Source organism: Streptomyces sp. NPDC090022 (genome assembly GCF_044748145.1).
Classification (GTDB): Bacteria; Actinomycetota; Actinomycetes; order Streptomycetales; family Streptomycetaceae; genus Streptomyces.
In genome coordinates this window covers 912,462-933,906 of record NZ_JBIVFN010000001.1, presented here as the reverse complement: position 1 = coordinate 933,906, position 21,445 = coordinate 912,462, and the positions used below count along the sequence as shown (strand labels likewise).

The 21,445-nt window shown below is 73.8% G+C and carries 24 protein-coding genes; 5 read left to right on the top strand and 19 right to left on the bottom strand.

The genetic code is table 11. The features are described 5' to 3' along the window. Window positions 1-35: 35 nt before the first annotated feature. From ACIPXB_RS04180 to ACIPXB_RS04135, 10 genes are all read right to left on the bottom strand, one after another. Complete coding sequence (locus tag ACIPXB_RS04180; RefSeq protein WP_401444254.1) at window positions 36-782, bottom strand: GPR1/FUN34/YaaH family transporter; 747 nt, start codon at window positions 780-782, stop codon at window positions 36-38. Between the two features lie 110 nt (window positions 783-892). After that, window positions 893-2,833 carry an amidohydrolase gene (locus ACIPXB_RS04175; protein WP_401444253.1) on the bottom strand — a complete coding sequence of 647 codons (1,941 nt, stop codon included), beginning with the start codon at window positions 2,831-2,833 and terminating at the stop codon, window positions 893-895. Between the two features lie 241 nt (window positions 2,834-3,074). Next, window positions 3,075-3,566: a hypothetical protein gene (locus ACIPXB_RS04170; protein ID WP_401444252.1), complete on the bottom strand. Its 492-nt coding sequence runs from the start codon at window positions 3,564-3,566 to the stop codon at window positions 3,075-3,077. A 596-nt stretch (window positions 3,567-4,162) separates the two neighbouring features. Then, window positions 4,163-4,684 (bottom strand): DoxX family protein, encoded by a 522-nt coding sequence (locus tag ACIPXB_RS04165; RefSeq protein ID WP_401444251.1) that lies wholly within the window; start codon window positions 4,682-4,684, stop codon window positions 4,163-4,165. Window positions 4,685-4,689: 5 nt separating this feature from the next. Then, window positions 4,690-5,352 carry a hydrolase gene (locus tag ACIPXB_RS04160; protein ID WP_401444250.1) on the bottom strand — a complete coding sequence of 221 codons (663 nt, stop codon included), beginning with the start codon at window positions 5,350-5,352 and terminating at the stop codon, window positions 4,690-4,692. 201 nt (window positions 5,353-5,553) lie between these two features. Continuing rightward, a complete protein-coding gene (locus tag ACIPXB_RS04155; RefSeq protein WP_401444249.1) occupies window positions 5,554-6,102 on the bottom strand; it encodes a GNAT family N-acetyltransferase in 549 nt (182 codons plus the stop codon). A 41-nt stretch (window positions 6,103-6,143) separates the two neighbouring features. Further along, entirely contained in the window at window positions 6,144-7,127 is a 984-nt protein-coding gene (locus ACIPXB_RS04150; protein ID WP_401444247.1) for a helix-turn-helix domain-containing protein, read from the bottom strand. A gap of 263 nt (window positions 7,128-7,390) precedes the next feature. Beyond that, window positions 7,391-8,287 carry a hypothetical protein gene (locus ACIPXB_RS04145; protein ID WP_401444244.1) on the bottom strand — a complete coding sequence of 299 codons (897 nt, stop codon included), beginning with the start codon at window positions 8,285-8,287 and terminating at the stop codon, window positions 7,391-7,393. A gap of 65 nt (window positions 8,288-8,352) precedes the next feature. Continuing rightward, the gene (locus ACIPXB_RS04140; protein WP_401444241.1) at window positions 8,353-8,736 is read right to left on the bottom strand and encodes a hypothetical protein; all 384 of its coding nucleotides are present in this window, start codon (window positions 8,734-8,736) and stop codon (window positions 8,353-8,355) included. Window positions 8,737-8,999: 263 nt separating this feature from the next. Further along, the gene (locus tag ACIPXB_RS04135) at window positions 9,000-9,395 is read right to left on the bottom strand and encodes a RidA family protein (RefSeq protein ID WP_401444424.1); all 396 of its coding nucleotides are present in this window, start codon (window positions 9,393-9,395) and stop codon (window positions 9,000-9,002) included. A 126-nt stretch (window positions 9,396-9,521) separates the two neighbouring features. On the opposite strand from ACIPXB_RS04135, the gene ACIPXB_RS04130 reads away from it, so the two are divergent. After that, complete coding sequence (locus ACIPXB_RS04130) at window positions 9,522-10,496, top strand: helix-turn-helix transcriptional regulator (protein ID WP_401444239.1); 975 nt, start codon at window positions 9,522-9,524, stop codon at window positions 10,494-10,496. Between the two features lie 109 nt (window positions 10,497-10,605). Here ACIPXB_RS04130 and ACIPXB_RS04125 read toward each other — a convergent pair whose 3' ends face one another. Further along, window positions 10,606-10,902 carry a hypothetical protein gene (locus tag ACIPXB_RS04125; protein ID WP_401444237.1) on the bottom strand — a complete coding sequence of 99 codons (297 nt, stop codon included), beginning with the start codon at window positions 10,900-10,902 and terminating at the stop codon, window positions 10,606-10,608. 12 nt (window positions 10,903-10,914) lie between these two features. Next, window positions 10,915-12,240, bottom strand: a complete 1,326-nt coding sequence (locus ACIPXB_RS04120; protein ID WP_401444235.1) for a S8 family serine peptidase — start codon at window positions 12,238-12,240, stop codon at window positions 10,915-10,917. 217 nt (window positions 12,241-12,457) lie between these two features. On the opposite strand from ACIPXB_RS04120, the gene ACIPXB_RS04115 reads away from it, so the two are divergent. Both ACIPXB_RS04115 and ACIPXB_RS04110 read left to right on the top strand, forming a co-directional pair. After that, window positions 12,458-12,859 (top strand): hypothetical protein, encoded by a 402-nt coding sequence (locus tag ACIPXB_RS04115; protein ID WP_401444233.1) that lies wholly within the window; start codon window positions 12,458-12,460, stop codon window positions 12,857-12,859. Between the two features lie 597 nt (window positions 12,860-13,456). Further along, window positions 13,457-13,885 (top strand): hypothetical protein, encoded by a 429-nt coding sequence (locus ACIPXB_RS04110; RefSeq protein ID WP_401444230.1) that lies wholly within the window; start codon window positions 13,457-13,459, stop codon window positions 13,883-13,885. Between the two features lie 62 nt (window positions 13,886-13,947). Here the strand turns inward: ACIPXB_RS04110 and ACIPXB_RS04105 are convergent, their stop codons facing one another. The 5 genes from ACIPXB_RS04105 to ACIPXB_RS04085 all read right to left on the bottom strand — a co-directional run bounded on the left by ACIPXB_RS04105 (window position 13,948) and on the right by ACIPXB_RS04085 (window position 18,132). Continuing rightward, window positions 13,948-15,090 carry an RNA polymerase sigma factor gene (locus ACIPXB_RS04105; protein WP_401444423.1) on the bottom strand — a complete coding sequence of 381 codons (1,143 nt, stop codon included), beginning with the start codon at window positions 15,088-15,090 and terminating at the stop codon, window positions 13,948-13,950. A 19-nt stretch (window positions 15,091-15,109) separates the two neighbouring features. Beyond that, complete coding sequence (locus tag ACIPXB_RS04100) at window positions 15,110-15,517, bottom strand: YciI family protein (RefSeq protein ID WP_401444228.1); 408 nt, start codon at window positions 15,515-15,517, stop codon at window positions 15,110-15,112. Window positions 15,518-15,676: 159 nt separating this feature from the next. Further along, entirely contained in the window at window positions 15,677-16,213 is a 537-nt protein-coding gene (locus ACIPXB_RS04095; protein WP_401444225.1) for a hypothetical protein, read from the bottom strand. Window positions 16,214-16,347: 134 nt separating this feature from the next. Beyond that, the gene (locus tag ACIPXB_RS04090) at window positions 16,348-17,379 is read right to left on the bottom strand and encodes a HEAT repeat domain-containing protein (protein ID WP_401444222.1); all 1,032 of its coding nucleotides are present in this window, start codon (window positions 17,377-17,379) and stop codon (window positions 16,348-16,350) included. 3 nt (window positions 17,380-17,382) lie between these two features. Continuing rightward, entirely contained in the window at window positions 17,383-18,132 is a 750-nt protein-coding gene (locus tag ACIPXB_RS04085; protein ID WP_401444219.1) for a HEAT repeat domain-containing protein, read from the bottom strand. 165 nt (window positions 18,133-18,297) lie between these two features. Between ACIPXB_RS04085 and ACIPXB_RS04080 the strand changes: the two genes are divergently transcribed. Next, the gene (locus ACIPXB_RS04080) at window positions 18,298-18,777 is read left to right on the top strand and encodes a hypothetical protein (protein WP_401444217.1); all 480 of its coding nucleotides are present in this window, start codon (window positions 18,298-18,300) and stop codon (window positions 18,775-18,777) included. A gap of 53 nt (window positions 18,778-18,830) precedes the next feature. Here the strand turns inward: ACIPXB_RS04080 and ACIPXB_RS04075 are convergent, their stop codons facing one another. Beyond that, window positions 18,831-19,259 (bottom strand): pyridoxamine 5'-phosphate oxidase family protein, encoded by a 429-nt coding sequence (locus ACIPXB_RS04075; protein WP_401444215.1) that lies wholly within the window; start codon window positions 19,257-19,259, stop codon window positions 18,831-18,833. Between the two features lie 224 nt (window positions 19,260-19,483). Then, window positions 19,484-20,602 carry a nucleotide disphospho-sugar-binding domain-containing protein gene (locus ACIPXB_RS04070; protein WP_401444213.1) on the bottom strand — a complete coding sequence of 373 codons (1,119 nt, stop codon included), beginning with the start codon at window positions 20,600-20,602 and terminating at the stop codon, window positions 19,484-19,486. Window positions 20,603-20,918: 316 nt separating this feature from the next. On the opposite strand from ACIPXB_RS04070, the gene ACIPXB_RS04065 reads away from it, so the two are divergent. Beyond that, window positions 20,919-21,434 (top strand): putative immunity protein, encoded by a 516-nt coding sequence (locus ACIPXB_RS04065; RefSeq protein ID WP_401444211.1) that lies wholly within the window; start codon window positions 20,919-20,921, stop codon window positions 21,432-21,434. Window positions 21,435-21,445: the final 11 nt, after the last annotated feature.

The following is a 21,445-nucleotide window of genomic DNA, read 5'->3' as shown; positions in this document are numbered from 1 at the left end:
TCGGGGGCGGGGCGGTGGGGCGGCGGGGCGGTGGTTCAGAGCGTGCGGCGCACACCCGCCTGGCGTTCCAGATTACGCAGTTGCACCGCGAGGTCGCCCTCGACGGCGGCGTGGGCCGGGCCGCTGCGGCCGATGGGCAGGACCTCCTCGCTGCGCATGTCCTCCAGCATCAGCGCGAACGCCGCGTACATCGCGACGAGCGCCACCAGCAGGCCGAGGGCGCCCGAGGTCCGCGTGAGCCACTCGGCGCCGGTCAGCCCGGCCAGGCCGGTGGCCGCCCAGCGGGGCAGGGAGACCACCAGGACGAGCCACAGGGCCCGTTTGGGCCGTGTCACGGCCGCCATCAGCGCGCCGAAGCAGAGCAGCGCCAGGTTGAAGACGCCCAGCACCGGCAGGCCGTCGGGCGCGCCGGTGGACATGACGAGCGCGTACGCCAGCCAGCTGCCGGCGAAGACGGCCATCAGCGTCGCCGCGATGACGTCGCGGGCGCCGAAGGCCAGGACGCTCACCAGGAACTGCAGGGCGAAGGCGGGCAGCACGCACAGGGCGACGGCGACGCGGGCCCCGTCCTCGAAGAGCCCGAGTTGCAGGGACCCGGTCATCACGGAGGCGATCGCCACCGTGAAGAAGCCCAGCGGCATGGGTGAGGCGATGGGGCGCAGGGTGATGCGGGTCATCGACCGGAGGTCCGGTTCGAAGCGGCGTCCGGGCGGCGCGTCGGGCCGGGGCCGCGGCGGGTCGTCGGCGCCGTCGGCGCCGGGTGCGGAGGGGGTTGTGCTCATCGTGGGGAACTCTCGTTTCGCTCGGTGCTGGAACGCTCGGTGGGGAACGCTCGGTGCTGGAACGCTCGGTGCTCGAACGCTCGGTGCTCGAACGCTCGGTGCTCGAACGCTCAGTGCTCGAAGCAGGGGTCGAGGAACGGCTGCGGTGCCCGGGGCGCGGAGCCCCGGGCCGCGCGCCACTGCCGGTGCAGCTCGGACTCGGCGGCGGCCTCGGTCACCAGCTCGGCCTGGCGGGCACCGCTCTGGTAGCCGCCGAAGTGGGCCACGGGGCTCCACTGCGGGCTGATGGGCGGAACGGCCTCGTCGAGTCCCTCGTACTCCGCGCTCGCGTAGACGATGCGGCCGCCGACGACCGTGAGCACGGCCTCGATGTCGGGGATGGTCTCCTCGGGCACGGTCAGGAAGTCCTCGGACAGGATCGCGAGATCGCCGTGACAACCTTCCCGCAGCACGCCCTTGACGTCCTGCTCGCCGGTGAGGAGAGCCCCGCCGCGGGTGTAGAGGCCGAGCGCGGTCTCCCTGCCGACCGGGTTCCCGGCCGGGTTCAGCCGCGTGCCGCCGACGGTGCGCCCGGTCACCAGCCAGTGCAGCGCGACCCACGGGTTGTACGAGGAGACGCGGGTGGCGTCGGTGCCGGCGGCGACGGTCAGGCCCCGGTCGAGCATGGCCCGGACCGGCGGGGCGTGGGCGGCGGCCTCCGCGCCGTAGCGGTCGAGGAAGGCGGTGCCCTGGAAGGACATGCGGTTCTGGACGGACAGGGCGCCTCCGAGGGCCGCGATCCGGTCCAGGCTGGCGGGCGAGACGGTCTCCGCGTGGTCGAACAGCCAGCGGTTGTCGCCGGGGAAGAGTCCCTCCGCGGCGAGCTTCTCGAACACGGCCAGGTCGCGGCGGATCGTCTCGTCGTACGTAGCGTGGAGCCGGAAGCCCCAGCCGTTCTCCAGCAGCAGCCGGACGGCCTTCTCGAACTCGCCCTCGTAGTCCGCGGCGAGCTCGGGACGGGGTTCGGAGAAGTTCTCGAAGTCGGCGGCGGCCCAGGTCAGGTTCTCGCCGGCACCGTTAAGCCGCAGCCATTCGTCGCCGTCGCCGGGCCGGACCGTCTCGGTCCAGCGGGTGAGGTCGGCGAGTTCCTGACCGGCCGTCTGGGGGAACAGGTGGTAGGCGATCCGCAGCGACAGCTCGCCCGAGCGGGCCAGGTCGATGACGGTGGCGTAGTTGTCGGGGAAGTTCTGGAAGCCGCCGGCGGCGTCGACCGCCGAGGTCAGCCCGAACCGGTTCAGCTCCCGCAGGAAGTGCCGCGTCGAGGTCCTCCTGGCGGCCTCGTCGAGGGCGGGCGCCTTGGCCAGGGTCGAGTACAGGACGAGGGCGCTCGGCGCCGCGAGGAGGACCCCGGTGGGTTCGCCGTCGCGGCCCCGTACGATCTGGCCGCCCCGCGGATCGGGGGTGTCCCGGGTGAATCCCGCGGCCCGTACGGCGGCCCGGTTCATCAGGGCCGACTGGTAGAGGTGCAGGACGAACACGGGCGTGTCCGGGGCGGCGGCGTTCAGCTCGGCGACGGTCGGCATCCTGCGCTCGGCGAACTGTTCGGCGGTCCAGCCGCCGACGACCCGGATCCACTGGCCTTTGGGGGTGCGGCCGGCCTGCTCGCGCAGCATGGCGAGCGCGCGGCGCAGGCTGCGTACCCCGTCCCAGCGCAGCTCCAGGACGTAGTTCAGGCCGCCCCTGATGACGTGCAGGTGCGAGTCGTTGAGGCCGGGGACGACCCGGCGGCCGAGCGCGTCGACGACCCGGGTGCCCGGCCCGACGAGGGGCGCGAGGTCGTGGTCGTCGCCGAGGGCCACGATCCGGCCGTCGCGGATCGCGACGGCGCGGGCGTGGGGGCGGCCGGGGTCGCCGGTGAAGACCTTCGCGTTGCGGACGAGGAGGTCGGCCCGGGCCGCTTCCGCTCCCGCTCCGGTTCCCGTCCGCTGGGCCGTGGCGGGGCCCACGCCCGCCACGGGCATGCTCGCGGCCGGCATGTCCGGCATCGGCGTGCTCGTCGTCGGCCCGCTCATGCCAGGGCCTCGCGCAGGGTCTCGCTCAGGGTCTCGACGGCGCGGAACGGGGGCGCGGCGGTGGTGTCGGCGAAGGCCTGGGCAGCGCCTTCGTGGGTCGGGCGGTTCGGCATGCGGGTTCTTCCTCGGGAGGCCGGGTGTGCGGGTGGGGCGGGAAGGGATCGCTCGCCCAGCGGGCGGGGCGGCGGCCGCCCGGGAGCGGGCGGGCCGTCGCGGCGGAACGGACGGGGGAGCCGTCGTCTCAGAGGCCGTACGCCTCCAGCAGTCGCAGCCAGACTTCGCTCACGGTCGGGAAGGCGGGCACGGCGTGCCACAGCCGGTCGAGCGGGACCTCCCCGACGACGGCGACGGTGGCCGTGTGGATGAGCTCGGTCGCCATGGGGCCGGTGAACGTGCAGCCGACGACGACCCGGCGGGTGTCGTCGACGACGAGTTTGGCGTGGCCGCGATAGTCGTCGGCGTGCAGCGCGGCGCCGGCGACGTCGTCGATGCGGTACTCCACCACCCGGACCGCGAGGCCGGCCTCGCGCGCCGCGCGTTCCGTGAGCCCGACGCTCGCGACCTCGGGGCGGGTGAAGACGGCCTGCGCCACGGCGGCGTGGCCGGCCCGGATGCTCCAGGGCTGCCCGTCACCGGTGGCGGCCGGACGGCCCGCGGCCCGCTCGGCGATCGCCGCGGCGCAGGCGCGCGCCTGGTACTTGGCCATGTGGGTCAGCGGCGCCAGGTGGTTCACGTCGCCGACGGCGTAGAGCCAGGCCCGGTCGCGGGAGGCGTCGTCGAGGGCGGTGACACGGCAGGTGTCGTCGACCGTGAGCGGTCCCCCCGCCGGCAGGCCGACGCTCTCCAGGCCGAGGTCCGCGGTGCGCGGGCGGCGGCCGGCGGCCGACGGCGACCAGCACCTCGTCGCAGCCGAGGGTGGCGCCGTCGTCGGTCTCCACGGTCACGCGGCCGGTGGTGGCGTCGCGGGCGTCGATGAGGATCCGCTCGTGTGCGTCGAGGAGCCGCGACAGCATGACGGGAACCGGCTCCACGCCGATCGGCAGCTGCTTGAGGGTGCCGAACTTCCGGGTCTCGGCGCCCTTCTGGTGCAGCAGCGGCCGGCCGCCGCCCGGGGCCGCGGTCACAGGTTCGGTCGTGGCTGCTGGTGAAGCGGTGGTGGGTGGGGTTGCGGTGTCCATCGGGTACTCCTGCGGGTACGGCCACGGCTGGTCGTGAGGGGTCGTCAAGGCACGCGAGGGCGGGCGAGAGGCGGAAAGGGGGACAGGGTGGGAGGGCCCGGCCGCCGGTCGGGGGTGCGGGGCGGCCGGACCCGGTCCGTACGGCTCGTGCTCAGCGCCCGCCGGGGGCGGCGGTCCGCCGCGCTCGTGCGGCGGGCCGGTGCAGGACGAGCCGGGTGAGCAGCCCGCTGCCGACCCCGGCCGCGAGCGCGAGGGCCGCCCACCACAGCGGGTACGGCGTCAGGCCGAGGGCCGCGTCGACGGACCAGGCGCCGGGGCCGGTGGCGGCGAGGGCGGCGGCGGTGCCGATGAGGACGAGCGGGTACTCGTAGCCGTCGTTCTGCACCCAGAGGCCGTTGTGCCACTTCACGGTCAGGGCGACCGTCATGACCCCGACGGCCCCGGTCACGGCGAGCGGGGTGAGGGCGCCGGCGGCGAGCAGCAGACCGGATCCGATCTGGCCGCCGCCCGCCGCCAGGGCGGTGAGGACCCCGCCGCGGAAACCGTCGGCGCGGAACTCCTCCGTACCGCCGTCGAGCCCCCTGCCGCCCAGGTACGGGCTGACCTTCTGCACCCCGTGGCCGGCGATGAGCAGACCCACCAGCAGACGCAGGATCAGAATGCCGGTATCCAAGGGAGTCAGCCGGCCGCGTGCTCGCCGATGACGGCCTGCGCGTAGACGACACCCAGGCCGTACGCGCCGGCGTGGGCCTTGACGATCTCCATGACCGCGCCGTACGTCTCCTGCCGCGCCCAGTCGCGCTGGAGCTCCAGGAGCACCTGCACCCAGGTGACGGGCACGGCGCCGGCGGCCAGCATCCGCTGCAGCGCGTGCTCGTGGGCGGCCGGGCTGACGCCGCCGGAGGCGTCGGAGACCACGTACACCTCGTATCCCTGCTCCAGCGCGGAGAGGGCGGGCAGCACCAGGCAGACCTCGGTCCACAGACCGGACAGGATGATCTTCTTGCGCCCGGTCGCCTTGACGGCGGCCACCAGCGCCTCGTCCTCCCAGGCGTTCATGGACGTACGGTCGATGACGTCCTGCTCGGGGAACACCTCGGCGAGCTGCGGCAGCAGGGGCCCGGAGAAGGACTCGGCGGCGACCGTGGTCAGCACGGCCGGCACGTCGAACGCCCGGGCCGCCTTGGCGAGACCCACGGTGCTGTTGATGATCGCGGCGCGATCACCGCTCCCCGTGCCGAAGAACATCTGCGGCTGGTGGTCCACGAAGAGCATGACCGAGTTGTCGGGGGTGAGGAGATCGGCGCTCGGGGCGGCCTGCACCTTGGTGATGTCGAACACGGGTGGTCCTTTCGGATCGATCGGTATCGGGCCCGCCGCGTCCTCCGCGGCCGGGCACACCCCGAAAGTACGATCGGAACCACCGCCCGGCTTTTCCTTCCGTGCCCTGGAGTTGACACGAGAGTGCACTGATCCCCGCACCGGCCGGCCCGGTACGTTGCCGGGGCAGCGGGAGGTCACGCCCCCCACCGGTGCGCGGGCTCACCCGGCCGGCGTCGCCGACGGCCGCACCCCGAACCACTGCTCGGCGCCGAACTCCTCGAACCGCTCCACCTCGGCGAAACCGAGCTTCACCGCCAGCCGCATCGCGCGGTCGTTGGCAGTCCGGGTGCAGAGCACCACCGGCTCGCCGGGGCGCGCGGCACCGAGCCAGTCGAGTACCGCCGCGCAGGCCTCGGCGGCGTACCCGCGTCCCCATGCCGCCGGCAGGAACATGTAGCCGAGCTCGGTCTCCGCGCCGCCCGGACGGATGTGACCCGGACGCCCCGGGTCGCGCGGGTCGAGCGTGACCATGCCGATCATCGCGCCGTCGAGATCGATCACGAAGAACCCGGGGCGCCGGCCGGGCACTTCGGGCACCGCGCGCTCGAGCTCGTCGCGCGGCCGGGCACCGCCGACGTAGGCACCCACCTCCGGCGAGGCGAACAACTCGATGAACGCCGCACGGTCCCGGGCCTCGGATGCGCGGAGCACGAGGCGGTCGGTCGTGATCGGGGCGGGTGGCCAGGCGACGGGTCCGAGAACAGTCATGGCGGGCAAGCTACCGCACGCAGCGAACGGGACCCCCTTTCCTACGGGGTGGCACCGTGTGTGTGACGGTGGTCCCGGGGTGTGCGGTCGAAGGCGGCCCGGAAGCTGCGGCTGAACGACGCGGGGTCCCTGAATCCCCAGCGCGCGCCCACGGCATGGACCGGCAGGTCCGCGTAGCGCGGGTCGACGAGATCGGCCGAGCAGCGTTCGAGCCGGCGTCGGCGGATCGTCGCGGACACCGTCTCCCCCCGCCCTTCGAAGAGCCGGTGGAGCAGCCGGACGGAGATGTGGTGGCGGGCTGCGACGACCTGCGGGGACAGCTCCGGGTCGGCGAGGTTGTCGCCGATGAAGGCGTCGATGCGGCCGAGCAGCATACGGTGCCGGGTGGGCGGCGGCAGGCTGTCCGCGGCGTCGATGTGGTGCGCGAGGAAGGCCGTCGCCAGGTCCGCCGTGATGGCGCCGAGGCGGCGGCCGTCCACGTCGCTCAGGTGCTCGGCCTCCTGTACCACCGAGGTCAGGTGCCGGGCCAGGACCGCCCCGACGCCCTGGTGCGACAGCGACCCCCCGGCCAGCAGCCGGTCCACCCGGGACTCCGGGAGGGCGACCCGGGAGCGGGGCAGGTGCAGCACGAGCGCGTCGGACGGCGCGGTGCCCGGTCCGCCGACCGGGGCCCGGCTGCGGGAGGGGAGGGACGAGCTCCACAGGTTGAAATCCCCCGCCGACAGCGCCGTTTCCCGGCCGGCCTGGGCCACCTGGAGCGACCCGCTGAGCAGCAGCGTCAGTTCGTACGTCTCCGGGTCGGAGCGGCGGATCAGCCGGTCGGTCCGCTCCGAGCTCATCGCGGGGAAGGACATCCGCGCGATCGTGACCTCGTCCAGGGGCAGCACGCCCATGCTGACGGTGAAATCGGCCGGGTGGTCGGCCGTCACGCGGGTCGGGCCGGCGCCTTTGCTGACCGTCTCGCGCCACCACTCGAACCGGTGCTCGGCGGGCAGGTCCCCCGCGTCGAAGACCGTGAATCCCATGGGCCCCTCCCCCGTACGGCAGGGGTCCACCGTCGGGGGGCTGGTCGGAGGGCGTCCATGCGGTCGGACCGGCGGGTGGCCTGATACGGCGCACGCCGCGACCGGGGAACGGAAGGGGTGGCCCGGGCGGCCCGGCTCGGAAGGGGCCGTACGCGCGCGGAAGCGGACGCGGGCGGGAGCCGAGGCCGGGGCTGCGGTCCGGCGGGCCGGTTCGGCGTGTTCGCGGCGTTCGGAAGACGGCCGGCGGCGGCCGGTGCGCCGGGTCACGGGGCGTCCGTCCAGGTCAGTACGGACGCGGTGCTCGCGTCGACCAGGGTCCTGGGGACGGTGCCGGAGGACCGGTCCGGATCGGCCGCCGCGCCGGGCGAAGCGTTCGGCTCGGCCGCCGCGGCGGGCGAGGCGCCCGGCAACGTATTCGGCTCGGTCGCCGCCGCGGGGAACGACCAGGCCGCCCGCCACGCTCCGCCGATCTGGACCGCGAGCAGGGTGGGCCGGCCCGGACGCACGCCCGGGCGGGCCGCCGCGGCCGCGGCCACGGCCCGTTCCTCGCCGACCTCGACGGGCGGCAGCCGCGGGTCCGGTTCGTCCACGGCGGCGAAGGACGCCACCGCCCCGGACCGGTCGAGGACGACGTCCAGCCGCATCGGCATGAGGACCGATTCCACCGTGCGCCGCCAGGAGAACACCCGCCGGCCGCTGTCTCCCAGGGCCCACGACGTCACCCGTGCCCGGTCGGCCCACGGGAAGTTGGCCCACATGAACTCCTCGGCGCGGCGCTGCTGGTCGTCGGGGCCGACAGGGCCCGTGGGGCTGGTGGGGGTGTTCTTCTCCTGGCTCGCCTCCGCGTCGCGGATGCCGCGCAGCGGCTTGAGGCCAGGCCAGGAGAACTCCGTGTACCCCTGGTCCGACGTGACCACCACGGTCTCCGGCTCCCCCGCCCCCGCCCCTGCTCCGGTCGCGCGCTCGACGCCGGTGACCGGGACATCCCGGCCCCACAGCGCGCGTGCCGCCCGTTCCGCCCGGACCCGCTGCTCGGCGGGGAGCCCCTCGGCGGCGGGGGTGGTGGGTGCCGTACGGACCAGCGTGGCGAACAGGACGGCGACGACGGCACAGAGGCCGATGAGGGCGGTGCGGGTCGGGAGGAAGAACAGCCGGCTCATGGCCCCTCCAGTCGGGTGCGTGGGGTGCGGTGCGGGACGGGGCCGGGCGACCGCCCGGGGCCCGTTCAGCAGAGGCTGACCGGCGGAACCTCGTAGCGCCTGCCGCCGGAGTCCATGAACCCGACGACCGCCGAGCAGTCGGCGTAGGAGGACATGGGCCAGGTGAAGTACCGGGTGGTCCCGGCGGACTGGGTGAAGGCCCCCTGGTCCCACCAGGTGCCACCGCGGTTGTAGTGCCCGAACCGGGCGGTGATGGTGGAACCGCCGGTCTTCTCGTACGAGTTGCTGACCTGGGCCCGGTCCAGGGGGTCGATGTTGGCGAGCTGGGTGCACAGCACACCGTTGCTCAGCTTGGTGCAGGCGACGGTACGGGCCTGGGCCGGGGCGGCCAGGCCCACGCTGGTCAGGGCGATGGCGACGCCGACGAGGGCGGGGGCGATCCTGCGCATGGGTCTCCTCCGGAGGGGTACGGGGGTGCCGGTCCGTGCTCGGGCGACGTCCGCGGTACGGCGGCCGTACCGGCACGGCGCTGCCCCTGCCGGCCGGTCGCAGCGGCGGTCCCGCGGCGGCTCCGGGCACGAGTATGGGCGGCGCCCCGCCGCACCGCCTTGGCCTGGCGTGCCCATTTCCTTGGCACTGGGCGCACCGGCGGGCGGCACCCGGACGTCGGCCTTCGCCCCCCGCCGACGACGTCACGTCACGTCACCTCACGTCAGGCGACGGCGGTTCCCTCGAGTTCGACCATCTGGCCGGGGATCGCCAGTCGCGTCACCCCGAGCATCGTCGTGGTCGGCGCCACCCCGGCGGCGCCCAACCGCGCCGCCAGCCCGCCGTAGTGCTGGAACAGCAGATCCACGTCGGTCGTGTAGACGTTGAGCCGGACGAGGTTCGCGAGGGTCATGCCGGCCTCGGCGAGTACGGCCTCCAGGTTGTCGGCGCTCAGCGCCAACTGCGCCGCCATGTCGCCCTCGTGCAGGGGCTTGCCGTCCTCGCTCATCGCGGTCTGTCCCGAGATGTACAGGGTCCGGGTGTGCCCGGAGACGACCTCGCCCTGGTTGAACCCCAACTCCACCGACCAGTTCACCGGGTTGACCGCCGTACGCTCCATTGCCATGTCCGCTCCGTTCCATTCCATGCGTGGGAAGTGCGTACGTCCATCGGCTGCGACGTCGCGGTACCGAGCCTGCCAAGAAATCACGACATCCTCGGTCATGTATTTCGTTAGAGTTCCGGCATGCGCGCCGACCGGCTGGTCTCCCTGGTACTGCTGCTGCGCCGGCGCGGCCGGCTGACCGCGGACACGCTCGCCCGCGAGCTGGGCGTGTCCACCCGCACCGTGCTGCGTGACATCGACGCACTGTCGGCGGCCGGCGTCCCGGTCTACGCCGAACGCGGCCGGCACGGCGGCTTCGCGCTGCTGCCCGGCTTCCGCACCGAGCTGACCGGCCTGAACCATGACGAGGCCCTGGCGCTGCTGACCGCCGGATCGGGGCGCGGCGAGCAGGTCTTCGGCCTCGGCTCGGCGCTCGCTTCGGCCATGCGGAAGGTGGTCGACGCGCTGCCCGAGGGCCACCGGGCCACCGCGAGCGACGCGGTGCAGCGCTTTCTCGTCGACCCGGAGACCGACCTGCTCTCGCGCCGGCCGGTCGCGGACGAGGTATCCGGCACCACCATGATCGAGGTACGGCGCGCGGTGCTCGCCGGACACAAGCTGCGCATCCGGTACGCGGCCACCGGCCAGGCGCCGCGGTGGCGGACGGTGGACCCGATCGGCCTGGTCACCGTACGCGACCGCGGCTACCTGCTGGCCACGAGATCCGGCTCGGACCGCACCTACCGGCTGTCGCGGGTGCTGGCGGCCGAGGAACTCCCCGAAGCCGCACAGCGGCCGGACCGGGTCGATCTGGACCGGATCTGGCGGGAGCGTTCCGCGCGGTTCCTCGCCGACGGCGATCACATCACCGTGCGGCTACGGGTGGCGCCGGCGCGGCGGGAGGAGCTGCTGGACACCGCGCTGGCCGTCCGCGCGGAGGAACCCGACGCGGACGGCCGGCTGCGCCTGGAGGTCACCTTCCAGGACGTACGTCATGCCGAGTGGGCGCTGTGGCAGCTCGGCATGGACGCGGAAGCCCTGACCCCACGGTCGCTGCGCGCCTCCCTGCGCGAGCGGGCCGCCGCGCTCGCCGCCCGCTACCAGGACCCGTCCTGAGGGCGGCGGGCGCCGACGAACGGCACGAGGGCGGAGCCGAAGTCCGCGCGGGGCAGCCACGGTCCGAGGCCGAGGCACGCGGGGGCCGCAGGGGCCGCGGGAGAAGCGGTCACTGCACGGGAGAGCCGGGATCCGGCAACTCGTAGCCGCGCTCCCGCTCCACGTCCTCGACGCCGTGGGCCGCGCTCAGGGCGGCCAGCGCGTCCTCGGGCACGGTTCCCACGACCGTACCGATCGCCCGCTGCTCGGACTCGACGATCAGTCCGGCGCCCCGGGCGGCCTCGATCGCCGCGTCGAACTGGTCCGGGTCGAGTGCGACGACGACCCGGACGCGGGGCGTCCCCTCACGCGCGGTGTGCCCGTCGCCGGTCACATGGTCCATGTCGCCTCCAGGGTGGTTCGTCATGTCCCGACCACCCTAGGGTGCCTGCACCAGCCCTCGGCCCGCGTCGGACGCCGGAAGGCCGAGGTCACGCGTGCCCGCGCGCAGCAGCGTCATGATCTGTGCGGCGGTCGCGTTCGGGTTCTGCTCCCAGAGCAGCGCGGTGACACCGGCGACGTGCGGTGTGGCCATGCTGGTGCCCGCCAGCCGGCGGTATCCGCCGTTGGGCCAGGTGGACAGCACGTCGACGCCCGGCCCCACCAGGTCGACCCCGCCGCCATGCGGGTTGAGGCCGGCGCACGAGAACGGGGCGATGGTGAAGTCCGGTGCGATCGCTCCCACCGCGAGCACCGACGGGCAGTTCGCGGGCGATCCCACCGGTCGCAGATCGAGCGGGCGCCGGCTCTCGTTCCCGGCGGCCGCGATGATCAGCTTGCCGCGTTTGATGCACTGGCGGGCGGCGCGCTCGTAGATGCGCGAGAAGCCGGCGCCGAGGGCCACCGCACCGCCCAGGGACATCGAGATGACCCGGACCCCGGCCTGGTCCATCGCCCAGTTGATGCCGTCGAGGATCTGTCCGTCGCTTCCACGGCCCTGGTTGCTCAGCACCTTGGCGACGTAGATGTCCGCCTCGCACGCGACGCCGTAGCGCGGCCCGGTGGCCGGGTTCCTGGGGCCGCAGGCGGTCCCGGCGCAGTGGGTGCCGTGGCCGTGGCCGTCGTCGACGGCCTGTCCCGGCACGAAGGACGCCGACTGCCGCAGCCGGGCCGTCAGGTCCGGGTGGTCCTCCTGGATGCCGGTGTCGAGGATCGCCACCCCGACGCCCCTGCCCGTGAGGGCCGTCTCGGTCGCCAGGATGGCCTGGAGCCCCCAGGTCGCCTGCGCCTCGCTCCACTGGGGAACGGCCGCGGCCCGCGCCGGCGGCTGCTTGACCTGGCCGTTGCCCCGGACCCGCTCGACGAGGTCGGCCACACCGTGCAGGTAGCCCTCGTAGTACTCGACCGGGTGGTCCGCCGTGCTCTCCCTGTAGGCGTGCAGCACCCGTTCCGGTTCCGCGCCGACCAGGCTCCGCGTCGCGGCGATCGTGGCTTCCAGGGCCAGGCGCTGGTCGCCCTCGACGGCCTCGACGATGGCGATGCCCAGCTCGTCGAGGACCACGGTCCCGCCCTGCTCGAGGGCGCGCACGGCCGAGTCACCCGCCTGGACGTGCTCGGCCACCGACACTCCGGCCCCCGAGGCCAGGGCGTCGAGCCCGGCCTGGGGGTCGTCCTGATCGAGCAGGACGAGGTATCTGCCCGTGTACTCGACGTTCTTGGCCACGCCGTCGTCGGCCATCGCGGTCACGTTGTACTGGTCGCCCATGGTCGTCTTCCTCTGCTCGGGGAGGGCGTGCTGCGCCCTGCGGATGGATGGAAGGCGGGAACGCCGGCCGCTCGCGGAGCAGGCCCCTTTTCCATCGTTCTGCGTCGTTTCGACCATAGGAAGGGCAGATCCGTGGCGCGCGGGCTGGCGGACCATTCGGCCCAGCCCCTCGGACCCTTCGGCCGGCGTGGAGCCGGCCTGCGCTAGGTTCGCCTCCATGAACTCATTGGCACAGGTGTACGACAGGGAATTCCGGATACGCGGCCTGCGCGAGCAGGGGTGGGGCCGGGGACTGCTGGCCGCGGCCGCCCTCATCTGGCTCTGGGTGGCCTACCTGCTCGTCTTCCCGTTCACCATCGACCGCGGCGTGGACAGGAAGCCCGTCGAGTGCGAGTCCCTCGCCTTCCACCAGGACGGCGACGTCGAGGTGTCGTACCTGGACGACGAGGGCAAGCTCTGCGACGCCGAGCGCGACGTGGGCCCGATACTCGCCGCACTGCTCCTCTCCCTCCCCCTGGCCACGGTCGGCGCCGGCCTGTACGCCGCGGGCACGTCGGCGGTCCGCACCGCCGCGTACGCCACGGAGATCACCCGCCTCGACGCCACCAAGGAGATCTGAGCGCGGGGGGCACCTCGGGGCGAGCCCCCTCCCCTCCGATGCCCGGCGCGTAGACCCATGAGGGGGATTGTCCCGGCACGCCGAGCCACGGAAGGCAGCACGACGGGGCCGCATCCGCTAGACACCGGGCCGTGATCATCGACTGCAGCAGGACCCTGACGGCCCGTTGGCGATCCGCAGGCGACGCCGGACTCCCGAAGCGGCTGGAAGGGAGGAGGCCATGTCATTGAGACGGTTCCCCGGAGCGGGCCCGCGAGGGACCCTCGCGGCACGCGGCTGGCCGCACGCGGTGCTCCTCGCGCTCGCGGTCACCCTCACGGCGGTGGCGCCGGCGGCCGGAGCGGCAGCGGAGCCGCATCCCAGGGCCCCCGCCACGAGCGCCTCCCCCTCGCAGGCGGACGGCGAGGTGACGCTCACCCGGATTTCACCCAAGCGGCGCGTCGAGGTCCGGTCACTGCCGCGGCCTCGGCGCACCGCCCCGCCCCAGGCACAGCCCGACCTCGCCCCCGCGAAGCCACGGGCGGCCGAGGGACCGCGGCGGGAGGCGAGCCTGCCGGTCACCGGCGCGGCCCTCACCCCGACAACCGCCAGGGCTGCGTGGGCACGGTCCCCAACGGCAGCCCCGTCAACACCTCGACGCTCGGCGCGCACACGTTCACGGTCAACGCCACGGACGTCGCCACGAACCCGTCCACGAAGAGCGTCACCTACAACGTGGCGTACCGGATCTGCCTGCTCTACGACCCGAACCGCCCGATCCGGCTGCTCGGCCAGGTCGTGATCAGCCTCCGGATCTGCGACGCGAACGGCAACAACCTCTCCAGCCCGAACATCACGCTGACCGCCCGCCGGGTCACCGGCCCCGTCACCAGGCCCGTCACAGGCCGGTTCACCTACACCCCCTTGCTCTCCGCCTACAGCCTTCCCGTCAGCACGGGCGGGCTGCCGAACGGCACCTACAACCTGGAGTTCACCATCAGCGGAGCGGACACCACGACCCACGTCGCACCGTTCACCCTGCGCTGATCCACCGGCTCCCGTCACCGGCGCCCCGGCCCCGGCCCCCTCTCGGGGCCGGGGCCGGCCCGTCAGCGGCGGCGGGTGTTGAGGCGGGCGGCCTGGCGTGTCAGGTGGTCGCGCTCGGCGAGGTTGGGGGCCTTGTGGGCGGCCTCGGCGTACAGCCGCGCCGCCGTCGCGAGGTCGCCGTTGCGCTCGTGGAGGTACGCCGCCGCCGCGGCGTGGCGGGGCAGTGCTGCGTCCAGTTCCGCGAGCGCCGCGAGGCCGGCCCGCGGTCCGTCGGCCTCGCCGACGGCGACCGCGCGGCCGAGCCGGACGACGGGGCTGTCGGTCAGGCGTGTGAGCTCGTCGTACCACTCGACGATCTGCGGCCAGTCCGTCTCCTCGGCGGTGCGCGCGTCGGCGTGGAGTGCCGCGATGGCGGCCTGGGCCTGGAACTCCCCCAGCCGGTCGCGGGCGAGGGCCGCCTGGAGGATCCCGACGCCCTCGGAGATCAGCGTGGTGTCCCACCGGCCTCGGTCCTGCTCGGCGAGCGGCACCAGAGCGCCGTCGGCCGCGGTCCGGGCGGCCCGCCGGGCGTGGTGGAGCAGCATCAGGGCGAGCAGCCCCGCCACCTCGGGGTGGTCGATCGCGGCCGCGAGCTGCCGGGTGAGCCGGATGGCCTCGGCGGCGAGATCGACGTCGCCGGAGTACCCCTCGTTGAAGACCAGGTAGAGGACGCGCAGCACGGTGGCGACATCGCCGGGCCGGTCGAAGCGTTCGGCGGCGACGGTGCGCTTGGCCCGGCTGATGCGCTGGGCCATGGTCGCCTCGGGCACCAGGTAGGCCTGGGCGATCTGGCGGGTGGTCAGTCCGCCGACGGCGCGCAGGGTGAGGGCGACCGCCGATGCCTGGGTGAGCGCAGGGTGGGCGCACAGGAAGTAGAGCTGCAGCGTGTCGTCCACCGCGGCCGCGGGCCCGGGCACGGGCTCGTCCTCGACGCGGTCCTCGCGTCGGCGGCGGGCGGCGTCCGCGCGGGTCGCGTCGAGGAACTTGCGCCAGGCCACGGTGACCAGCCAGCCCTTCGCGTCCCGCGGAGGGTCGGCCGGCCAGACGCGGACCGCTTCGACGAGGGCGTCCTGCACGGCGTCCTCGGCCGCCGCGAAGTCGGCTCCGCGGCGGACGAGGACGGTGAGCACGCCCGGGGTGAGGCTCCTGAGCAGGGCCTCGTCCATCGGTGCCGTCACGTGGCGGTCACTCCGTGATGGTGGGCGGCGCGGCCAGGAACGGGCGTACCTCCAGCCACTCGTGGATCGGCTTGCCGCCCGCCCCGGGAGCGGCCGAGAGCTCCCCGGCGAGCTCGACGGCGCGTTCGTAGCTGTCGACGTCGATGATCATCCATCCGGCGATCAGGTCCTTGGTCTCGGCGAACGGACCGTCGGTGACCGGCGGGCGTCCCTCGCCGTCGTAGCGGACCCACGCCCCCTCGGGGGCGAGTGCCTGACCGTCGACGAACTCGCCGGTCTTCTCCAGCCGGGCGGCGAAATCGTTCATGTACTGCACGTGCGCCGAGATCTCCTGCGGCGTCCACTGGTCCATCGGTACGTCGTTGACCGCGGCCGGTGCACCGCGGTAGTGCTTGAGCAGCAGGTACTTGGCCATCGTGGTTCTCCTCGGTGCGGGTGCGCCCCATTGTGGTCGCGTTCGCCCCGGGGACGGAGCCGGCCACGGGTTCTCGACATCGTCGTCCGGAAGTTTTTTCCGGACGGCGGACGTGGGGAGAGGTCGGCGGGCGGCGGCGGGCGTCAGTCGTGGTCCGCGTCAGTCGTGGTCCGCCCCGGACAGGGCTTCGGCGATCATGCGGGTGACGAAGTCCGGGTCGTCGGTGATCCGGTTGATGTGCTCCGCGAGGAGGAAGGCGGTGGCCTCCAGCGGCCTCATCTCCGCCTCGGTCCACTGCCCGTACTGGCCCCGCCACAGGTTGGGGCTCAGGCCCGTACCCGCAGCGATGACCATGCCGGCCATCGTGGGGACGACCTCCGGGCCCACGCTCCTGGGCATCATCCGCAGTGAGGCGACGAGGTTGGGCACGACGTACTCGATCACGTCCTTGCCGTGCTGCTCGTGCGCCAGCCGCAGCCACCGCACCATCATGTACATGATCGTGCAGACCCCGTCGAGCACCTCCTTCGCCTCCTCGGGGCCCAGGGAGGCGGTGAACCGGTCGGCCAGCAGCCGGTTCTCCGGGGCGGCCTCGCCGCTGTCGTCGTGGACGGCCTTGAGGCGGGAATCGATCAGCATCAGGGCCGCACCCACATCACCGGCGGGAGCGAACTCGGGGTCACAGGGCGACGGCACACAAACCTCCCAGAAGCGGACCGCGGCAGGAAGCCCGGCACGACGCCACGGTAGACCGCCCGTCACGCGCCGGTCCGGCGAATCCGAAGGGTGCACACTCCCGCGCGAACGCCGCCGCCGGGCGGCGCGGACGGTCACCCGGGGTCGCGCAGCGTCAGGACGTACGCAGCGGTGAACGCGACGGCGGGGTCGTCGTCGTGCGCGAGGGTGCCGAGGGCCTGTGCGGCCGTGTCTCCCGGGATGTCCGCGAGTGCCTGCGCCAGCCGTCGCCGGGCGGGCGCCCCGGCGGGGTCCCGTGGCAGCCGGCCGACGAGCGTGGTGGCGATCCGCTCGGCCGCCCCGGGACGGTCGGCCAGCGCGCTCAGCGCGTCGGCCGCCTCGACGTCGTTCGTGCCCTCGACGACGAGATCGACGAGCGCCGGGACCGCGTCCGCCACGCCCCGGGCTCCGAGCGCCAGGGCCGCGACCCCGCGGACCGTGGTGTCGGTGTGCGCGAGGGCGTCCCGCAGCAGGGCGGTCGCCCGCTCGTCGGTGAGCTCGGCGACGCAGCGTACGGCGCGTTCCCGTACCGCGGCCACCGGTGAGGCCAGGCCCGCCGCCAGCGGTTCCAGCGCGCCGTCGCCCGATTGCGCCACCGCCCACCGCAGGGCTCCCGCGACGCTCGCATCGCTCTCGCCCAGCGCCGCCTCGACCAGTGCCTCCACCGGTACGGGCGCCTCGTCGCCCGAGGACGCCGAGGACCCCGACGACACCGAGGCCAACGCCGCGCGCTGGCGCCGGCCGGCGCTCTCCGAGCCCAGCGCGTGCAGGAGCGCGACGGTCTGGAGCACGTCCTCCCAGTCCGCCGGTTCCGCGGCACCGATCCGGCGCAGCCGCGTGAGCAGCGCCGTCTCGGCTTCGATGCGCTCCTGCGTCTGGCGGACGAGGTCGTCGACGAGTTCCGAGGGCCGGAAGCCCGGGTCGTCGAGGGCGCGCGCGACGTCGCGCAGCGACAGACCCAGTGAGCGCAGGCTCTCGACGTGGAAGATCCGCCGGATGTCGTCACCGGAGTACTCCCGGTACCCGGACACGGTACGTCCCGTCGGCCGCACCAGGCCGAGCGCGTCGTAGTGCCGGAGCATGCGGGCACTGACCCCGGACCGCCTGGCCACCTCACCGATCAGCACTGCCTACGCTCCTCCTCCTGGCTGGTCCCGCAGGGCCACCACGCGCTTCGCCTCCTCGATCGCGGCGTCGAATCCGGCGTCCGGGTCGTGCAGCAGCCGCTCGGTGGCGGCCGCGTGGTGACGCACCCGGGGGTCGGGATCCGCCGCCGCGGCCAGCAGGGCCGGGACGGCGCTCTCGCCGAGGGCGATCAGCGCGCGGCTGAGGCTCAGTCGCGTCTCGCGCCCGCCCCGGCCCAGCTGGGCCGCCAGCGCCCGGGCCAGCTCCGGTTCCTCCCCCTCGGGTACGAGCGCGACCGCCGCCCGCCAGGCTGTGCGCGCGACCTCGTCTTCGGCGTCGGACAGCAGCGCCCGGGTGATGGCCGGCCACGCCTGCCGGTCACCGATCTTGGACAGAGTATGCAGTGCCTGGCTGCGTGCCTGCGGCCGCCCGGATCCGAGCTCGGCGACGAGTCGCGGAACCGTCACGTGTGCTGCGTGACGGGTGAGCGCCCACGTCAGCATCTCGCGGACGGAGAAGTCGGGTTCGACCGCGCACCGCTCGATGAGCTTCTCGACGTTCCGCGCGTCCGGGTCCGGGGCCGGGGCCGAACCGATCGCCAGCGCGGCCCGCAGCCGCACCGACGGACGGCCGTCCTCCAGCCCCCGCGCAGCCTTCACCGTCTCCGTCTCCGCGTTCGCATCCGCATCCGCATCCGCGTCCGCGTCCGCGTCCTGCTCCCCGCTCACCTGCGGGTCCTGTTTCGCCGTGGTCATCGGGACACCACCTCCTGGACCGCAGTGAAGACCTTGTCACCGTGTCAAGGTCAAGCGCGGACGCCAGCCGGGGGTGCGCTCCGCTAGGCCGTCCCGGCCGAGGTGGGGTGCTCGCAGGGCGTGTGGCGCCCGCCGGGGGCGGGCTCGCTGCCACGCTCGTCGTCCATGGATGTCAGTACCTTCTACGCCCTCTTCTCCGCCACCTGCTTCACCCTGGTCGGCCTGTGGTGGAACGTCGTCCAGAGCCACGCCGACTGGATGCGCGAGCCCGCGCTGCGGCGCGTCGTCGGCGGGATCTACCTGTCCTTCCTGCTGCCCGCCCTGATGGGCCTCTTCGCGCAGGTCGGCGGCACCGAGCAGCCGCAGATCTGGCGGGGGGCCTTCGTCGTCCTCGCCCTGATCGGCTGCGTGTGCACCCTGCAGCTGCTGGCCCGCTCCCGCGGCGACCGCTTCGTCGCCGGGCAGCAGGCCGGCGCCACACTGCTCTACGCCCTGATCGCCGTCGTCGGCGCCTTCCCCGAACTCGCCGGGCACATCGGGCTGCGCCCCATCCAGGCCGAAGCACTGTTGCTCATCGGACTGATCGTCCTGGGACACGCCCTGGTCTGGCGGTTCATGGCCGGCGAGGGCCGCGCCGCCGACTAGGCCGCCGGCTATGCCGTCGGCTAGGCCGCGGGCGCCGGTCGCGATCGGCGTGCCTAGAGGCCGCCGAGGTCCGCCGACAGCCAGTGTTCGGGGCGCATCCGGATCGTCAGCTGGTCGCCGTGTTCGCGGGCGGCCATCTCCAGGAAGGGTCCCACCGCCTCGGGCGGGAGGTAGCGGCTGGCGATGTCCCGCTTCTCCTCCTCGGTGGTCGGCTCGGACGACACCACCGGGCCCTCGACGCTGACGTAGCGCACGGTCGGCGACACCCGGTCGGCCAGGAGGGAGAACCGGCCCGCCCGCGCGAGGGCCTCCGCCTTGGCGGAGTCGCGGCCGGTGGTGATCCACAGGTCGCCGCCGGGCTCGTAGCCGTACCAGATCGGTACGGCCAGGGGCGCGCGCCCGGCGTCGGGGCGGGCGACGGCCAGGGCTCCGATGTGGGGTTCGGCGAGGAAGGACTGCCGCTCGGCTTCGGAAAGGGGCACGGGGTCTCCAGGGCTGCCGGGGTGGGGACGGGGCCGTTCGATCCTCTCCCCCAACCCGTCCGAGGACTTCCCACCACCGGCCCCGACACGCCAGCATCGCGCCGAAGACCCCGCCCTCTGGCCCAACGGCGAGCGGCGCTCCGAGCTGGGACCGCCTCGGGCCCGGCCCCCGGGCCGGGCCGGACCCGTGGTGCGGATCCGTGGTGCGGATCCGTGGCTTCGGCTCAGCCGGTCAGGGCCTCCAGGGCGGGGACCGTTTCCGCCGGGGTCGGGAGGGCGGCGTTCTCCGCCTGGACGCGGACGGCCGCCTCGCGCAGGGCCGGGTCGGTGATGAGGCGGGTCAGGAGCGGGGCGTCCACGTCGTCGGACGCGGAGCGCAGGGCGGCGCCGGTCGCGGTGAGGGCGTCGGCGTTGGTGAAGTGATCGGCGCCCTGGGGCAGCAGGAGCTGGGGCAGACCGGCGTGCACGGCGGTGAGGAGGGTACCGGAGCCACCGTGGTGGACCAGCGCGTCGGAGGCGGTCAGCAGCTCGGCGAGCGGGACCCAGGGCAGCGGGCGGACGTTGTCCGGGAGGGTACCGAGCGCGGTGAGGTCCGCGTCGCCGACGGCGAGCAGGAACTCGGCGTCCACGGAGGCGGCGGCCTCGATCAGTCGGACGATGGCGCGGACCCCGTCCAGCTCGGTGAGCACGGTGCCCAGCGTGATGGCGACGCGCGGGCGGCTGCCGCGGCGCAGGAGCGCGGCGGGGACGATCCCGCCGCCGTTGTACGGCAGGTAGCGCATCCGCAGGCCGCCCGGGTCACCGCCGAGCGAGGCGGGGACGACGTTCAAGGCGGTGGGTACGGCGGGCCCGTCCACTCCGTACGTCTCGTACGCCTCGGTGAAGTGGGCGGCGAGCCGCGTGACCATGCCGAGGCCGGGGGTGATGCCGAAGTTCTGGATCACCGAGGGGATCTTGCGTTTCGCCGCGACCAGCGGGGCCGCGGCCTGGAAGGAGTCGTAGACCAGCAGGTCGGGCCCCCAGGTCTCGGCGACCTCCAGCAGGTCGTGCACGGTGGGGCGGGAGATGAACGCGAAGCCGCGGGCCGCCCGTTCGAGGATCTGCTCCTGGGTGAGGTCGGGGGCGACGTAGCGCGGCCCCTCGTCGGTGGACTGCTCCATCAGGTCCCGGATGGTGCGGCCGTCGCCGATCTCGACGATCGGGAATCCCGCCTCGCGGATCCGGTTCAGCGGCTGCGAGCAGGCGAACAGCACGTCGTGGCCCGCGGCGCGCAGGGCCTGCGCCGTCGGGATCATCGGGAACAGGTGGCCGGCCGCGGCCGGTCCGGTGAAGAGAATGCGCACGGTACTCCTTGCCAAGGTCTGCCGGTCCGGAACGAGCGGCGAGGGTCCCGGCCCGCCCCGGTTACCTTTCTGAACTGGCGTGACTGCGCGCCGTGTTCCCCCAGGACCATCGATATTCGGACATTCTGGTCCGACTGGTGGCCCCACCCTGCGGTGCGTCGACCGGTGATCGCCCCTTCCCCGCCATCGACGAGGCAGCAGAGCGGCTGACCGCCACCGGCGTACGGCACGGCGGGGTGGGGTGGGTAGTGGGGCTTGCGGACCGGCCACCGGGTTTGCAGGCTTCGCTGCATACCAGCAGGAAGGAATGTCAACCATGATCCTCCCAAAGGTCAGAGACCCTCGCTTCGTGACGATCCGCCGCGGTGGGACCCTCACTGATGCGGATCACCATCTCCTCGCCCTGTGGGCGGCAGCCTGCGCGGAACACGTCCTCGACCTTTTCGAGTCGGCTCGACCTGAGGACCCGCGCCCGCGCCAGGCGATCGAGCACGCCCGCGCCTGGGTGCGTGGCGAGGTCAAGATGATGCAAGCCCGCGCGGCGGGCGGCCACGCGATGGGCGCGGCCCGAGACCTACGTGGCGCGGCACGGCATGCCGCCTACGCCGCCGGCCAGGCCGGGGTTGTCGCACACGTCGCCGCACACGAGCTCGGTGCGGCCGCCTACGCGATCAAGGCCGCACGCGCTGCCGCGCCAGAGGGCGAGAGTGAGGCCGCGGGGCGACTCGAGTGCCAGTGGCAGCGTGATCAGCTCCCGGAGCCGATTCGCGAGCTCGTACTCGACGACCAGCGCTTGCGGAACGACATCTGCTGGTCGGTGTTCGACTGCTGAGTTCACGATCC

Bases quoted from the DNA above. Each gene is read 5' to 3' on its own strand.
- ACIPXB_RS04135 (WP_401444424.1), bottom strand. From the start codon at position 9,395: ATGGAGCGTACGGCGGTCAACCCGGTGAACTGGTCGGTGGAGTTGGGG.
- ACIPXB_RS04130 (WP_401444239.1), top strand. From the start codon at position 9,522: ATGCGCGCCGACCGGCTGGTCTCCCTGGTACTGCTGCTGCGCCGGCGC.
- ACIPXB_RS04065 (WP_401444211.1), top strand. From the start codon at position 20,919: ATGATCCTCCCAAAGGTCAGAGACCCTCGCTTCGTGACGATCCGCCGC.
- ACIPXB_RS04180 (WP_401444254.1), bottom strand. From the start codon at position 782: ATGAGCACAACCCCCTCCGCACCCGGCGCCGACGGCGCCGACGACCCG.
- ACIPXB_RS04155 (WP_401444249.1), bottom strand. From the start codon at position 6,102: ATGACTGTTCTCGGACCCGTCGCCTGGCCACCCGCCCCGATCACGACC.
- ACIPXB_RS04150 (WP_401444247.1), bottom strand. From the start codon at position 7,127: ATGGGATTCACGGTCTTCGACGCGGGGGACCTGCCCGCCGAGCACCGG.
- ACIPXB_RS04115 (WP_401444233.1), top strand. From the start codon at position 12,458: ATGAACTCATTGGCACAGGTGTACGACAGGGAATTCCGGATACGCGGC.
- ACIPXB_RS04120 (WP_401444235.1), bottom strand. From the start codon at position 12,240: ATGGGCGACCAGTACAACGTGACCGCGATGGCCGACGACGGCGTGGCC.
- ACIPXB_RS04140 (WP_401444241.1), bottom strand. From the start codon at position 8,736: ATGCGCAGGATCGCCCCCGCCCTCGTCGGCGTCGCCATCGCCCTGACC.
- ACIPXB_RS04145 (WP_401444244.1), bottom strand. From the start codon at position 8,287: ATGAGCCGGCTGTTCTTCCTCCCGACCCGCACCGCCCTCATCGGCCTC.
- ACIPXB_RS04105 (WP_401444423.1), bottom strand. From the start codon at position 15,090: ATGGACGAGGCCCTGCTCAGGAGCCTCACCCCGGGCGTGCTCACCGTC.
- ACIPXB_RS04080 (WP_401444217.1), top strand. From the start codon at position 18,298: ATGGATGTCAGTACCTTCTACGCCCTCTTCTCCGCCACCTGCTTCACC.
- ACIPXB_RS04125 (WP_401444237.1), bottom strand. From the start codon at position 10,902: ATGACGAACCACCCTGGAGGCGACATGGACCATGTGACCGGCGACGGG.
- ACIPXB_RS04100 (WP_401444228.1), bottom strand. From the start codon at position 15,517: ATGGCCAAGTACCTGCTGCTCAAGCACTACCGCGGTGCACCGGCCGCG.
- ACIPXB_RS04175 (WP_401444253.1), bottom strand. From the start codon at position 2,833: ATGAGCGGGCCGACGACGAGCACGCCGATGCCGGACATGCCGGCCGCG.
- ACIPXB_RS04085 (WP_401444219.1), bottom strand. From the start codon at position 18,132: ATGACCACGGCGAAACAGGACCCGCAGGTGAGCGGGGAGCAGGACGCG.